Source organism: Chryseobacterium sp. KBW03, assembly GCF_003852415.1.
Classification (GTDB): Bacteria; Bacteroidota; Bacteroidia; order Flavobacteriales; family Weeksellaceae; genus Chryseobacterium; species Chryseobacterium viscerum.
The window spans coordinates 127,489-143,311 of record NZ_QAJO01000014.1 but is presented as its reverse complement, the minus strand read 5'-3'; the positions used below and the strand labels follow the sequence as shown (position 1 = coordinate 143,311).

At 35.7% G+C, this 15,823-nt stretch carries 13 protein-coding genes; 7 read left to right on the top strand and 6 right to left on the bottom strand.

What is annotated here, in order from left to right:
- Position 1 precedes the first annotated feature (1 nt).
- From DBR39_RS22585 to DBR39_RS22570, 4 genes are all read left to right on the top strand, one after another.
- Positions 2–1,456 carry a ferritin-like domain-containing protein gene (locus DBR39_RS22585; RefSeq protein WP_124536923.1) on the top strand — a complete coding sequence of 485 codons (1,455 nt, stop codon included), beginning with the start codon at positions 2–4 and terminating at the stop codon, positions 1,454–1,456.
- A gap of 21 nt (positions 1,457–1,477) precedes the next feature.
- A complete protein-coding gene (locus DBR39_RS22580) occupies positions 1,478–3,007 on the top strand; it encodes a peroxidase, FMP-type (protein WP_124536921.1) in 1,530 nt (509 codons plus the stop codon).
- A gap of 353 nt (positions 3,008–3,360) precedes the next feature.
- Positions 3,361–4,515, top strand: a complete 1,155-nt coding sequence (locus tag DBR39_RS22575; RefSeq protein WP_124536919.1) for a helix-turn-helix domain-containing protein — start codon at positions 3,361–3,363, stop codon at positions 4,513–4,515.
- Positions 4,516–4,653: 138 nt separating this feature from the next.
- The gene (locus DBR39_RS22570; protein WP_124536917.1) at positions 4,654–5,709 is read left to right on the top strand and encodes a serine hydrolase domain-containing protein; all 1,056 of its coding nucleotides are present in this window, start codon (positions 4,654–4,656) and stop codon (positions 5,707–5,709) included.
- Between the two features lie 119 nt (positions 5,710–5,828).
- On the opposite strand, the gene DBR39_RS22565 is transcribed toward DBR39_RS22570, so the two are convergent.
- Positions 5,829–6,467, bottom strand: a complete 639-nt coding sequence (locus DBR39_RS22565) for a TetR/AcrR family transcriptional regulator (RefSeq protein WP_124536915.1) — start codon at positions 6,465–6,467, stop codon at positions 5,829–5,831.
- A gap of 729 nt (positions 6,468–7,196) precedes the next feature.
- Positions 7,197–7,835, bottom strand: a complete 639-nt coding sequence (locus DBR39_RS22560; RefSeq protein WP_124536913.1) for a TetR/AcrR family transcriptional regulator — start codon at positions 7,833–7,835, stop codon at positions 7,197–7,199.
- Between the two features lie 635 nt (positions 7,836–8,470).
- Here DBR39_RS22560 and DBR39_RS22555 point away from each other — a divergent pair.
- Together DBR39_RS22555 and DBR39_RS22550 are read left to right on the top strand one after the other, a co-directional pair.
- Positions 8,471–9,139 carry a hypothetical protein gene (locus tag DBR39_RS22555; protein ID WP_124536911.1) on the top strand — a complete coding sequence of 223 codons (669 nt, stop codon included), beginning with the start codon at positions 8,471–8,473 and terminating at the stop codon, positions 9,137–9,139.
- 191 nt (positions 9,140–9,330) lie between these two features.
- Positions 9,331–10,308, top strand: coding sequence for a S41 family peptidase (locus tag DBR39_RS22550; protein ID WP_124536909.1), 978 nt, complete (start codon positions 9,331–9,333; stop codon positions 10,306–10,308).
- Positions 10,309–10,372: 64 nt separating this feature from the next.
- On the opposite strand, the gene pgl is transcribed toward DBR39_RS22550, so the two are convergent.
- From pgl to gndA, 3 genes are read right to left on the bottom strand one after another with little or no spacing between them, the layout of a single operon-like run.
- Positions 10,373–11,083 carry a 6-phosphogluconolactonase gene (gene pgl / locus DBR39_RS22545; RefSeq protein WP_124536907.1) on the bottom strand — a complete coding sequence of 237 codons (711 nt, stop codon included), beginning with the start codon at positions 11,081–11,083 and terminating at the stop codon, positions 10,373–10,375.
- Positions 11,084–11,106: 23 nt separating this feature from the next.
- Entirely contained in the window at positions 11,107–12,588 is a 1,482-nt protein-coding gene (gene zwf, locus DBR39_RS22540; protein WP_124536905.1) for a glucose-6-phosphate dehydrogenase, read from the bottom strand.
- 12 nt (positions 12,589–12,600) lie between these two features.
- Entirely contained in the window at positions 12,601–14,019 is a 1,419-nt protein-coding gene (gndA, locus tag DBR39_RS22535) for an NADP-dependent phosphogluconate dehydrogenase (RefSeq protein WP_124536903.1), read from the bottom strand.
- Positions 14,020–14,269: 250 nt separating this feature from the next.
- Here gndA and DBR39_RS22530 point away from each other — a divergent pair, with 250 nt between their 5' ends.
- On the top strand, positions 14,270–14,629 hold the full coding sequence (locus DBR39_RS22530) for a prevent-host-death protein (protein WP_124536901.1): 360 nt from the start codon (positions 14,270–14,272) through the stop codon (positions 14,627–14,629).
- A gap of 168 nt (positions 14,630–14,797) precedes the next feature.
- On the opposite strand, the gene DBR39_RS22525 is transcribed toward DBR39_RS22530, so the two are convergent.
- On the bottom strand, positions 14,798–15,556 hold the full coding sequence (locus tag DBR39_RS22525) for a response regulator transcription factor (RefSeq protein ID WP_124536899.1): 759 nt from the start codon (positions 15,554–15,556) through the stop codon (positions 14,798–14,800).
- Positions 15,557–15,823: the final 267 nt, after the last annotated feature.

Sequence of the window (15,823 nt, the reverse complement as noted above, 5' to 3'; positions counted from 1 at the left end):
CATGAGACAAAGACTTATCAATAAAACAGAACAACCACAGGAAACATTATTAAAAGGATCCAATATGGCAGGCAGAAGTGCTGTCGTTGCAGAAGCCGTTTCACTACCTTCTTTATTGTTTGATTCAACGCTCAGCAAAGAAGATTGGATTGAAGGAGTAAAACATCACAGCAAAATGGTGACGAGCCTTTTGCTTAATGATCAGATTAAAGAATTTAATGCTTATCTGGAATCTCAATCAGGTTCAGAAATTTCAGAAGTAAAAAAGGGTTTAGCTGATGTGGATTACCGTCCGGTTTTACAGGATCTTTTACAGACAGCTATTCTTATCGAACACTCTACCATCCCTCCCTATCTTACTGCTTTGTATTCAATAAAGGATGGAACCAATGCTCTGGCTTCCCAGATTATCAGAAGTGTTGCCGTGGAAGAAATGCTTCACCTGATTATGGTTTGTAATGTCCTGAACGCCATCGATATTCAACCTTCTGTCAACCAGCAGGAGAACTACCCTACCTATCCTATGAAATTACCCATGAATGTTGATTTCTATGTTGGTCTGGAAACCTTCTCCTCAAACAGCATTGCAACATTTATCGCTATTGAAAGCCCGGGAAATCCTTTGGTAAAAGCTCCTAAATATGATCATGAAACTGATTCTTCAGCCTTATATTCTCAAAGAGCTGCTGTACAGGAAAACAACTTCTGGACTCTTGAAAACATGAAAGGCTTCATTATGGAAAACGTACATACCATCGGTGAATATTACGATGCTTTATTCTTCTATATTGTTGTTTTCCAAATCATGGCGTATTACAAAGAACATGGAAGCCTTCCCAAGAATTTCGAGGAACTCAATACCGGAGGCATTTTCACAGGAAACCCTGCAAAACAGATCCGTCCTGAGCAATATTACGGAAGTGGCGGGAAGCTACACTTTGTAGAAGCTTTGGCTGGGGTAATTGCCGTTTTCCAGGAAATCAAAGGACAAGGTGAAGGGGCTGACGATTCTATTTTCGATGTGGATCCGTCACAGTTTGAAGAAGGAGTGGAACTGGCTCATTATTTCAGATTTAAAGAAGTTTTCCATGAGCATTTTTATCTTGGAGGAAACTACGAACCTTTTATGGATGAAAACGGAATGATGCCTGTCACTACGCCACCTACAGGAAAAGATTTACCTGTAGACTGGAACCAGGCATACCCGATGAAACCCAATCCTAAGCTTGAAGACTATAAAGAGAATAAAGTACTATATGCCCAGGGCGTTGAATTTAATAAAACCTATAAGCGTCTGTTAGATGCCATCCAAAGTGCCGTGGAAGGAAATCAAAGAGAACTGGAAAAATCCATTATGTACATGTATGCCCTGAAAGAGCAGGCAGTAGGTCTGATGAAACAACCATTGGACTCTCAGACTAATGCAGGCCCTACTTTCGAATACATCAATTTATAACCCTAAAAAAAACGATACATCATGCTTAAAAGAAAAAAAGAAAGTCCCGAAGCGGGAGGTGAACAGTTATTCCGTAAAATGCCAGGTCAGAACCAGGAATCTTTGGCAGAATTAATGGACGGATATTCAAAACTTCTTATCGATGATCCGGTAAGACCTTTTAGAGAAGAAAATCTGCAGGCAATAGAAGATAGTGTAGACTATGGAATTCTTGAAGCGCTTGACGGAACTTGGGTAAGTTATAATGTGAATTACAATAAAGACATTACCAAACCTTCATTAGCGAGCGGAGTGCATACTACCATTATGCCTTCTCCTGGTACCAATTCCGGTACCATTCCCGGTAAATTTGCTTTTGACAGTGAAGAATATATTGAGAAGCTAACATTTTCTATCGTTCCCGGAGGAGTTCGTAACCGTGGTGGCGCAAGTGAACTTTTCTGCGGAGCTGTTAAATACGAGCAAAGTATTAAAAGTGTGAATACTGTAGAAGGACAGGACGCTTTAAAATACACCCCTATTCATGAAGAAAACGGGATGTATCTATGGCTGAGTGATGTCTACAATCATGCGGCAACGAAGGAATCTATTAAAAGAGACCGTGGTATTCATGCTATTTCTACAGAAGATGCTGAAAAGTATGGATATACGGGAGAATACAGAGATGAACCTTTGGTAAGGGTAACACCAGACGGGGAAGAAAAAAAGTATATCCTTCTGAGCCAGCTGGAGCCGGGACAGCCTTATTATGAGATTATTCCGGCACAGGAAATAAAGCCGGGAGCAGGAGTTGACGGTCCTTATTTTATTCCGGACTACTCTATTTCGCGAAGTGGCGTCATTCCTCATGGAAGTACCATTACTTTACTGGGAGATATTGCTGCTCAAAGTAATTCTGATGGTGACACCATTTATTTAATTGACGGTTCCCCTAAATTCCCATACGGTAAAGAAGCATGGGACACTAATCATCTCTCCATTTCACGGACGATGGGTAATGCAGGAGTAACACCTGACAATATTATTGATCTTGATAAGCCTGCACCGGACTGGGTACATGAGACTTTAAATGATAAAAATGATCCGGGTTCAAACAAAATTTATACCCAGAGAATATTGGCAGACGATTTATATCCTTATTCCGTAAGACCTGATCTAAGGCTTAGAGATACTTTAAGAGGTCAGGAAGTAAGCAATTACGTTCACGTTAAGATGTCATCCAAAATGAAAACCGGAGCGCAGGGAGGCGTTTTAAATGTTCCTTTTGTGAATCGTTTTGTTCCTACTGTTGAAGTGGATATGGATATGTGGATTGAAACGGTAATTGAAGACGGAAAAGAGATTCTTCAGCTTCAATACGAACAAATTGTATTTTTCGAATTTGATTTCGGAAATGACGGAGGTACGACAAGCTGGCCGCATATCCAGGTAAATACGCTTCGTAAGCTGGAAGATATTCCTGAAGACCAGAGAAAAGTAATCGAAGAGCAGTTCTTTGCTCCTGCCGGAACTTCTCATGCCGCTTCGGGATGTCCTTATCATAAAGGGTAATATTGAAAAAATAGGCGGTATCTAACTGCATCAATATTTGGAATAAAAAATAGGAGGCCTTTGTGGTCTCCTATTTCTGTGAAAAGCCTCTTCGTATAGGACCATTTATCTTTACAAATACCATTTTCCCCATATCAAAAAACAACATAAAACTATGATTTACTGCCTGTTGATTTCAGATCGTTTATAGCGTTACCACAACGATTTGAACGGGCCGTAAAAAAAAACAGATTACTTCAATCTAATTTTTATATTTGCAGAGTTTGGTTTTGGATTTCAAGGCTCATTTTAGCCACGGAAAGTTCAGATGCAAACAAAAAAAGACTACCCAACTATGAACAAAAAAATAAAAAATGGATAAGAGTAATTTATTAATTATTGTAACAGTAATCTCTCTGTTTGTTTCATTTTTTCTTGCCTTTTTTCTCATTACAGTCAAAACAAAGCATAAAACGAGCAATTATCTTTTGGCGTTTTTTCTCATCATCACTGCAATAGACACCAGCGAACCTTTATTGAGTTTAATAAGTGATGTTCCTTCCAATCTTGGAATGTTCAGAAATACGCTTGCTTTTTTACAGATTCCCGTTTTTTACCTGTATGTCGTATCAGTTTGTTATTCTGATTTTAAATTTAAGCCTAAATATCTCTTACACCTGCTTCCTTTTTTAGCAGCAAACATCGCTTTGATCCCCCGTTTTTATTCAGTGGATACAGCTTCTAAAATTGATTTCATTATGAATCGTCAACATATGATAGAACTCCAGTTCAATCATATTCTTTTTCATATACAGGCATTTACCTATTTTACTGCCGTTTTTATACTTTTGAGAAAGGCAAAAAAACTATATCTCGAAAATTACTCCGGTACAAGCATCAATTCCTACAACTGGCTGTTCCAGTTTACCAGTGTGCTGGCTGTTATTTATTTAACGGTGCTTTTAAAAAATATTTTAAAATTTTCAGATTACCCATACCTCTCTGACTTGATAAAAATCGGCATTCAGGTTGCCCAGCTGTTTATTGTTTGCTGGTATTTATTCAAAGCACTCAACAATCCCGGTTTATTCAGAAGCATTAATTCAAAATTAAAGCTTGTCTCCGATATTGTTTTAGAGGAAGAAAAGAGAGAGCCTGAAGCGGTACAGGAAAAAGAATACAATGAAGAGCTGTCTAAATTAAAGAATTATATGGCCGCAGAAAAACCGTTTCTGGATCCTTCTATCACAATCCAGAATATTTCTGATCATATTGGAATTCCTACCCGTGAATTGTCTGTTTTGATCAATCATAAGCTAGGACAGCATTTTTATGATTTCGTGAATACCTATCGTATAGAATATGCTATGGATATTTTAAAAGATGCTACAAAAACTAAGGTAACGATTCTTGAAATCTTGTATGAAGTGGGTTTTAATTCAAAATCTTCTTTTAATACTGCCTTTAAAAAACATACTGGAAACACCCCGACCACCTACCGTAAAACACTACAAAACAATACGTTGTAATTACTCGTACTTTTTTTTCAAAGTATCCGCACTCATTTTTCTGATCAAATCCGCCCGATTACATGTACTCGGTCGCATAGGATAGGCTTCTTTCTCACATTTGTATCATAATAATGTTTAACAATCAATAACGATACAATGAAAACTTCATTCAACTTTTTAGCCGTGCTATTATTAAGCACTTTTACTTTTGGACAGAATATAAACCAAAAGATAGATTCATTAATAAAGGATAATTTTCAAAAAAATCCTCACGTAGGAATCAGCGTTGGTATGATCAAAAATAATGAGAAATACTTTACCGCTTATGGTAATCTGAATGCAGAAACGTCTGTTAAAATTGATAAAAATTCCTTATTCGAAATTGCATCCATTACTAAAATTTTAACGTCTAATTTAATTGCACAAGCTGCTCTTGACCATAAAATAAAATTGGATGATTATATAGACAGTTATCTTCCCAAAGACTATGTTCTCCATAAAAACCTTAGAAATAAAATAAAAATTTCAGATCTGGCTTCTCACCAGTCCGGCTTACCTGATGTTGATTTCGGAAAACTCGTAGAGCTTAATCCACAACAACCTGTCAGTAGTGTAACTCAGAAAACATTAGCCGATATTATCAATAATTGCAGCGAGCTGACCGATTATGGTAAATACCGCTACTCTACTATTGGATATACCCTGCTGGGACAAATAGTAGAAAAAATATATGGCAAGAGCTACGACGAAATTATCAGAATGAAAATAATAAAACCTTTACAGATGAATAACACTTTCACTAAAGATTTTGATGTAAAAAACAGAACTGTGGGGCATAATCCTGAGGGCGGTATTCAGGAATTTTTCAAATGGAACATTACAGCTCCTGCCGGATTGGTAAAATCAAATGCTTCTGATATGCTTCTCTATTTAAAAGGGGTTCTCAATAAGGAAACAGCCATCGGTAAAGCAGCAATCCTTACAGAAAAGATCTTCTATAAAGATGAAAAAAGAGAAATGGGACTAGGGGTAAGTATTTCTACAGATAACGGTGACACCCTTTATTTAAAATCAGGAGATTCTATGGGACAATCTTCAATTATATGCTACAACAGAGCTAAAAACTGGGGTTTCATCATTCTTCTCAATCAAAGAAATTCAAAAATGAGACAAAACCTATTGGCTAAAATTAATGATATCTTATTAAAATAATAAATGAAGTGAGTGACTATTCTTCAACAATTGCTGGCCAATTACTCATCAATCATACAAACTAAGGGGCAGATTACTGCCTCTTTTTATTTTCTTACAGCATTATACCTTTTCAAATATTACAACCCTTCATATGTTTGATCTACCATAAAAGATATTGCTTTTTTAATATTGGCACGACCTTCTGGCGTGTTGACGTCTATTCCGCAAAAAACACTGCCATTCAGAGAAGCAAACATATTCAGATAATAAAGCCCTGAAACCATAATGGCCATAACAGAACGATACACTTCCATATTTTCTTTGAAACGGGATTCCATCAATAATTTAAAAATATATTCGCCGTTTTCTTCCTGAGTATCGATCAGTTTTTTTAATGATTTTCGGGGTTCGGATATCGTCCACAACAATAATTTCTGAGCTTCTTTGTTGGTGTATACATAGTCAAATTGTGACAGCAGCATATGTTCAATGAACTGTCTTCCTCCATCTTCAAGGTTCGGCTTCATTTTTTCGACTTCTTCACTTGTTGCTTTCACCCAAAAATCTTGTGTGCGGAGATATTCGTCCATGAGGCCATCCATCCCGCCAAAATACGTGTAAATCATCTTTTTATCGACCCCAGCTGTCGCAGCAATATCATTGATTTTCAAACCGGCATATCCTTTCGTCTTCAGAATTTTCCCAACGGCATCCAAAAACTTCTTTTTACTGCGTTCTTTGTTCCTAATACTCCCCGATGCTGACTTTCTTTCCATAATTCAAGATTCTATCATACAAGTTTAAGAATTTTTTTTATCATTTTAGACACCAAGCAGTGTCTAATTACATCTAATTGTATATATTTGTAAAAACTAATAACCATTTTATATAAAGTGATGATTGAAGTTGCATGATCAAGAGAGTTCAGATTGTATCGTTAGTTCCCTCAGTTTAAAATATTTCGAACATAAACGACTGAGGCAACAACACAACCAAACGGCATCATTTTCTATATTGATGCCGTTTTTTTATTTTTTGAAGAAAGTAAATAAATCTTTTAAAATGATATGGTAAGCAATATGTGCTTTTCTTTGACTGAAATTTATATTTCAAGGCTTGAAAAGACCTGATTAATTTGTTTTTGGGGATGTAAATGGGGAATTATTACCCGATAAAAGAGGTTTTTATTATCAATATTAAAAATATTTACACTGGAAATCAATGAATTAACTATAAATTTAAAAAAAATATCATTTTGCACACTTTATAGTGTCTTATTTGTATATATTTGTAGAAACTAAGACCATCTATATATTAAAACACTATTCAGGTTGAAAAAATAAACAATTTAAATTGTATTATTATGTTCCCTTACTTTAAGACAATTTCGAACACGAAACAACTAAGGTAGAAACACAACCCATAACAAGCCATTAGATTTCTAATGGTTTGTTTTTTTATGCTGAAAACTTTCCTTCTTTACAATCCCCATTCCTACCTGAACATTACAGGTTCTCATAAGTATGGTCTAATAAAAAAGAAATCGCTTTTTTGATTTTATCCCTTCCTTTAGAGCTGTTGACATCTATTCCACAGAAAATACTACCATTCATAGCAGCATACATATTCAGATAATAAAGCCCTGAAACCATGATAGCCATAATAGAACGCACATCGTCTGCATTTTCTTTGAAGTGGGAATCCATCAGGAGTTTAAAAATATATTCACCGTTTTCTTCCTGTGTATCGGTCAGTTTTTTCAGTGATTTTCGGGGCTCAGATAAGCGCCATAGAAGTAATTTTTGTGCTTCTTTGTTTTCGTACACATAATCAAACTGGGAAAGCAGCATGTTTTCCATGAATGATTTACCTCCATCATCTAATTTGGGTTTTATTTTTTCAACTTCTTCTGTAGTTATTTTACTCCAATAGTCCTGTGATCGGATGTATTCATCTATCAGACCATCCATCCCTCCAAAATAAGTATAGATCATTTTCTTATCTACCCCGGCTGTAGCAGCAATATCATTCACCTTTAATCCAGTATACCCTTTTGTTCGAAGTATCTTTCCCACGGCATCTAAAAATTTTTTTATACTGCGTTCTTTGTTCCGGATACTTCCTGCTACTGATTTTCTTTCCATGGTAAACTTTCAATTCTACAAGTTTATGAAATTTTTTTCATTTTAGACACTTATTAGTGTCTAAATTTATATATTTGCAAAAACTAATAACCATTTTTATTTAAAGTAACGATTGAAGTTGCATGATCAAGAGAGTTCAAATTGTATCGTTAGTTCCCTCAGTTCAAAATGTTTCAACATTCAATGACTGAGGTAAAACATTACTCAAGCAGCATCATTATCAAGGTAATGGTGCTGTTTTTATTTTTAAAAAGCATTTTTTGGATTTTTATACTCAATGAATACCTCTTACATTTCAATTTTTTGAATTAAATCTAATTTTTTTTGATTCTAAAATATGCTTTAAACACCTTCTAACATTGACTTTTATCGATGGATCGAAACACTAATTGAAATTTTTTTTAAATTTTTTTCATTTTTAGACACTACATAGTGTCTTAATTTGTATATTTGCTTCAAACTAATAACCATTTTATATAGAAGCACTATTTGAGTTGGAAAAAATGAAAATTTCGAACACAAGCAACTAAGGTAAAAACATTAAATGTGGCAGTATCATTAGATCTCTAATGATGCTGTTTTTAAATTACAGAGGTCCCTAATATTGTAAAACCTAATAATCAGAGAAGAAAATCATGAAAAAAATTGTAATAGTAGCCGGTTTGATATTTTTAACTGCCTGCTCAAACCCTACCAGTAAAAAATATAATGAAGCGACAATAACTGAGGATCTTAAAGAGATCGGAGAAAGCAAAAAATGGAATGAGAAGGATGCGGGATTATTTGCAGGATGGCTGATAAGAGCTAAATTAAAAGGCGAATCATTGGAAAATAAGACGTATCAGAATATTCTGGATGAAGCCAAAAAATTCAAAGCCGAAGAGGATGCTTTAGCAGAAAAAGCAAAAAAAGAAGCTGAGGAAAGAAAACAGAAAATGAAAAATGCTGTTACCGTCACTATTTTTGCCAAAGAATATGTCCCAAGTAACTTTGATGCCGGAAGACTGGAGGATTACAATCTATTCAAATATGCTCTCCAGAACAAATCATCTAAAGAGATAAAAGCAGCCAAGATCAGTTTTAAGATTTTTAATGCTTTGGGGGAACAGATCGGAGATTCTTACAGCATGGATTTTACGGATGACCGAATTGCAGCAAATACTACTTTTAAAGGCGATGCTGCTTTCGATTATAACCAATTCTCCAATGATGATAAAAAAATAGCGTCTGCAAAATTTGAAGATTTAATTTTTGATTTTGACGTACAGAAAGTTGTATATACTGATGGTTCCGTGTTGGAATAACTGAGATATTCTTTTACACATTACCAAGAATTTAGAAATTCCATGAGGTCCTGATATTGGGACGTTGTGGAATTTTTATTTATGCATCCTCAAACTACTGTTTGCCTATTCAGCCATATTCTGATAACTTTAAGATTAATACATCATTACACCGGAAAAAATATTACTTTTACCCCACTTAATTGACAACAATGAACAAATTGTGTTTTATAATTGTAATTTTTCTTATTTCAATCGGACAAGCCCTTCATGCACAAACAGACAGTATCCAGAACTATGTAGTGAAAGCTCTTGATATTATGAAGGCTAAATCTGTGAATAAAAACCGTGTTAAATGGGATTCTTTATATACCGACAGCCGCCGTAAAGCAAAGGATCTGAAGGATATCAAGTCTACCTATCCCATCATCAAAGATGCACTAAGTGCCCTGAAAGACGCTCATTCCAATTTCTATCCTCCGGAATTGGTCAAGGCTTATGTTCTTGGATACAGAGCCACCGGTCAGGAGTTCCCTGTTATTGAATCAAAAATGACGAGCGGAAAGATTGCCTACATTAAAGTTCCCCCTATCGCCTGTTATAATTTCAAAGAATGGGACGAATTTGTAAATACATTTTATACGAAAATTGAAGAGCTGGCCCTTCAAAATCCTAAAGGCTGGATCCTGGATCTCAGAGACAACTATGGCGGAATGCTTTACCCTATGCTCGCATCCATAGCTCCTATGCTGAATCAGAGCAATGTAATAGGAACTGTAGATGCTACAGGAAGCCGCTTTTTTTTCAATTATAAAGATGGAAAATTTTCGGAAGGAAAAACAGTTACCCACCAGTTTACTGTCAAAAAAACACCTAAGCCAATCACCCAGCCTATTGTTATAATGGTCAATAAAAAAACGGCAAGCTCCGGAGAATTCTGTGCAATTGCTTTTGTAGGACAGAAAAATACAACAATCATTGGAGAGAAAACCCAGGGATTGACATCTGGAAATCAGGAATACAAACTTTCGGACGGGGCTTTTATCGCACTGACTATAGGCAATACGATTGACCGGGATAAAAAAGAATATGATAAAGTAGGAGAAGGCCTGAAACCCCAGATCATTCTTGAGGATACCTCAGATACCGGATATATGGAAATGGCCGACAAAATAGTATCTAAAAAGTAATATCATCTTATATAAAAAACCCTTACAAATCTGTAAGGGTTCTATTTTTAAAGAGTAAAGGCTATTACCCTTTTGCTTTTTCGTCTGTGAAAAACTCAAATCCTTGCTTTCTCTCAATAAGCTGCAGTGGATATAATGCGGGATTGTATTCACCGTTTAACACTTCATTCAATGCATGTTTTTTGGATTCACCAAATGCAATAACCAGAATATTTTCCGCTTTATTGATCAACGGTGCAGTCAAAGTGATTCTGAACATTTCCTGAGGTTTCAGATAATAGGCAGATACCCATTTTTCTTTTTCCTCCAAAACGGCTTCACCAGGGAATAAAGATGCTGTATGACCATCATCCCCCATTCCTAAAAGGATAAAGTCAAAAACGCCTTCATCACCAAGAACATTTCTTATCTGCTGTTCATATGAATTTGCATAATCCTCAGGAGTTATTCCTTCAGCATACATAGGAAAAACATGAGCTTTATCAACAGGAACCAGACTGAGAAGCGCCTCATCCGTCATACGGAAGTTGCTTTTATCATCATTTAAAGGAACCCATCGCTCATCAACCCAAAAGAAGTAGACTTTATTCCATTCAATCTGTTCGGCATATTTTTGGGTCGCCAATAGCTTGAAAATGGCTTTGGGAGAAGAACCTCCACTTAGTGCCACCACAAAACGGTCATTTTTCTGAATAGATTTTTTTGAAAGGTCAACAAAAGTATCTGCTGCCTTTGTGTACAGTTTTTCCAAATCGTCAAATACTGTAATATTCATTTTTTTTCTGTTTAAGTTTTATATTATACCCAGCTGTGTCCTTGTCTTTCCACCAAAGCATTACTGTCTTCAGGGCCCCAGCTTCCCGCTTTATAATTGGGAAAGGATAAATCTTTATTGTTTTCCCAGGCTTCCTGTATTGTTGTGACAACATCCCACGCCTCTTCTACCTGATCAGAACGCATAAATAGAGTAAGATCTCCTAAAAGAGCGTCCTGTAAAAGGGTTTCATAAGCTTCCGGAGTATCTTCCTGGCAGGCAAAATTATCAAAAATCATTTCTGCAGGCTTCAGATCTAATGTCAAGCCCGGTTTTTTTGTCATGAACTGCAATCTGATATCCATTGCCGGCTGAATATTAATAATCAACCTGTTAGCTGACAAATGGTGCGGGCTATCCGAAAATGTTGAATGAGGAAGTGGTTTAAACTGAATGGTAATATAAGAGTGCTTTTCTTTCATTTTCTTTCCGGTACGAACATAGAAAGGAACATCCTGCCATCTTTCATTATCCAGATAGAATTTTATAGCCGCAAAAGTTTCTGTATTGGAATCTTCTGCAATTCCGGTTTCCTGGCGGTATCCTTTTACTTCCGCTCCGTTTACGATACTTTTCGCATACTGGCCTCGTACCGCATAATGATCAACCTGATCGGAAGAGATTCTGCGAATACATTTCAGAACATCAACTTTACGATCCCTGATCTCACCCGACTGCAATGATGCCGGTGGTTCCATAGCCACCATACACAGGATCTGCAACAGGTGATTCTGAATCATATCCCTCAAAGCTCCCGTCTGTTCGTAGAAAGCTCCTCTTGTCTCAACCCCTACTTCTTCCGCCACAGTAATCTGTACAGATTCTATGTATTTATGATCCCATAATGGTTCAAAAATAGAGTTCCCGAATCTAAAAGCCAAGATATTCTGTACCGTTTCTTTTCCTAAATAATGATCGATACGATAGATCTGTTCTTCTTCAAATGTTTTTGCCAGAAGACTGTTAAGCTCAATCGCCGACTGTTTATTATGACCAAAAGGTTTCTCGATAATAATACGGTCTCTTTTCGGATCAGAAGCTAATGATGTACTTTTGATATGGTTGGAAATCGTTGAAATGAAATTAGGCCCGATTGATAGGTAAAACAATCTATTGGCTCTTGTTCCGTAAACGGCATCAAAATCCTGTAACTTCTGCTGAAGACTTTTATAAGAATTTTCCTCATCCAATTGATGCTGAAAGTAAGTAATGTGAGCCTGAAAACCAGCCCAATCTTCAGAAGTCACTTTCTTTCTGGAGAAACTCTCAAGATTTTCTTTGACGTAATTTCTAAAATTCTCATCGGTATTTTCTGCCCTTCCCAATGCAACAATATTGAAGCCTTTGGGCATTCTCCCGTCGATATATAAGTTATAAAATGCCGGAAAAAGTTTTCTTTTTGCCAGATCTCCTGTAGCACCAAAAATAACAATATTTGTTGGCTGCAAGACTCTATTTTGATTCATTTTCTCCGAATTTTATTGGTTTGCAGTTTGCCAAGATGTATGGAAAACTCCTTCTCTATCAATACGCTGATAAGTATGAGCTCCGAAATAATCACGCTGAGCCTGGATCAGATTCACCGGCAAAGATTCTGTAGTATAAGCATCAAAATATCCCAAAGTCGTTTGAATTCCTAAGCTTGAAATTCCGTTGGCTGCAGCATAACCTGCTGTTTTTCTCAGGGCTTTAATTTTTGATTTTACAAGTTCAGAAATATCGTGATCAAGAAGAATATTAGATAGATTAGGGTTTTGTGTATAGGCGGAATAGAATTTTTCCAATAATACCGAACGGATAATACATCCTCCTCTCCAGATTTTCACAACATCTTTCAATGGAATTTCAAAACCGTATTCATCAGATGCTTTTACCAATAAAGATAATCCTTGTGCATAGCTGATCAATGTAGAAAGGAAAAGAGCATCGCCCACTTCCTTAATAAACAATTGTATATCTTCCGGTTTTGTTATTTCTTTTTCAGCGTATATTTTGGAAGCCTGAACTCTCTCTTCTTTATATGCTGATAAAATTCTTGAAGTTACCGCAATATCAATCGTAGGAATAGAAACTCCGATTTCCATAGCCTGCTCAGAAGTCCATTTTCCGGTTCCTTTTGCTCCTGCTTTATCTAAAATCTGGTCAACAAGATATTGATCTGTAAATGTATCTTTCTGTGTAAAAATATCTCTGGTGATCTCAATCAGGAAAGAGTTCATTTCACCGTTATTCCATTCTTTGAAAACCTGATAGAGCTGATCGTTATTTAAGCCCGCTCCTCTTTTAAGAAGATCATAAGCTTCACTGATAAGCTGCATGATGGCATATTCAATCCCGTTGTGTACCATTTTCACATAGTTCCCTGCAGATCCTTTGCCCATATAGGCTGTACATGCTTCGTTGTCTACTTTTGCGGCAATAGCTTCAAGCATTGGTTTCAGTAGTTTGAAAGCTTCCAGATCTCCTCCAGGCATGATACTGGGACCTGTTCTGGCTCCTTTTTCACCTCCGGATACTCCCATTCCCATAAAGTGCAGCTTTTTTGATGCCAGATCGGCAACACGTCTGTTGGTATCTTCGAAATAAGAATTTCCTGCGTCAATCACGATATCACCTTCATCCAAAAGCGGGGTAATATTTTCCAGGACTGCATCTACAGGCTTTCCTGCAGGAACCATAAGAATAATTTTCCTTGGGGTCTCTAATGCTGATACAAAATCTTCTAAAGAGCCTGTACCTTTTACTTTCATTTCAGAAGCAGCTCCCTCTTCTAATTCTTTAACTTTCTCCTGATCTAGGTCGAATCCTGCGATTGAGAACCCGTTATCAGCGATATTATAAAGAAGATTCCGCCCCATTACTCCAAGGCCAACCATTCCATAACTATATCTATCCATTATATTGGTATTATATGTATTTTGTTATACAGACAATAAAATTACGTAAATGCGAATAAGGAAAAAAATAAAAGAAAAGAAAAAATTTATTCTAACTCTGTTTCACCCTCATTTATAAGCTACTAATATTCACATTTTCATATACTTTTCCTTCAGAAGAATAAAATTCAATCATTATTATGGGAATGATCTATTAAAACTGTCTGTTTTTTGGCATAATTAAACTTATATTTGCGAAAATTTAAAAGTAATGCACTATAAACTTGAACTCAACACTCAGGAGCCAAATTCTAAAATTGTTTTTAATACCATCATATTTGATTCGTTCAAGATTAATATAGTTGAAAGATATATCGGGTCAATGAGGGCTCGTCCAACATTATGTGAAGTTTTATTTAAAGTCAGAACTTTAGATAACGTAATTGTCAACAGAAGAGATGGTAATGTAAGAGTAAAGATAAAAGGTGATGATTTTGAAACGTATCAGAGATTATCCAGAGACCTGAACTCTTACGAGTACAAAAACAGATTGATCAACAGAAAAGACGTAGAAGAAAACTATGTTCACTTTATCCTGAGTTTAGTGATCGCCAATTATCAGCTTAATTAAGCTGTTCTGAATTATTATCCCTCTATAATTTTGTAGAGGGGCAATTCTCAAAAATGGTATTGCGTTAAAAACATACAGTTTTCAATATCTTAAAAACTGAGAGTAAACCGGGGAAGAATATTTTATTTTTCAGCATTTGCCGACTGAAAAATGTTTACAAAGTAAAGTTTAAATCAAATTATTTGTAATTACGTAGGATATTGCTTCTATTATATTTTTCACCCCAATTCTTTCAAACAATTTACTCCTGTGAAACTTCACTGTACTAGGTGACACAAACAATTGTTCTGCAATTTCTTCTATTTTTAATCCCTGAAGATAGAGTCTTATAATTTCAATTTCTCTTATTTTTAAGGTAATTTTACATTCTTCAGACCATTTTCCCGTAAAGAGATTATATTTCCAGAAAGTTTCCGATGTATTGGATAAAATCCGGATGTTTCCTGCGGTCCGGTTAAGGGAATAGGATACTACACAGACGATTTTAGAAATCTCACCCTCATCACAAAGTTCTACAGGTGTAATCTTATGATTGACAAGAACATCTACACTGTTGGTATATTTAAGGTGAAAATCATAGGTAATGCTATGTACTTTCTTTTCTTCCGGCGAGAGGCATTCGAAAAACTTTAACCCATAAGTGCCTACTTTTTTTAAGATTTCCAGATCTTCTCTTTTGGCGTATTTCCGAAAAAAATTATATCCCATTTTTTCCACCTCAGCAGAACTAAGGCCTGAAAAAAGAAAGGGATTTTCCGAAATGAACTCCAATTTTCTTGTTTTAAGATCAGCAATATAAACACAGCCCAAACTTGTTTCCGATACTGCTTTAAGCACATTAAAGTACTTTTTCAACGCATTTTTTTCTTCAGAAATGGGTAATTCCAACGTATTCCTACGATACAACGAATTTATTTTATCACTCATATTTTTGACATGATAATAGGGGTACAAAACTATTTTATTAGACTACTTTTTGCAAACATATTCATAATTAAGCTAAATAAAAAATCTATTAAAACTTAATTATAATTAAATTTAAAACTACAAAGTATTTGTTTTAATAACAAAAAAATCTACAATTTGTTATTTTATTGAATTTCCCATATCCACAAAAACATTTTTCCGGGCTATACAGGCCCATAAGCGCAATAAACAGGTGTAAAATTAAAAACAGATATTGGAAAAAATCTG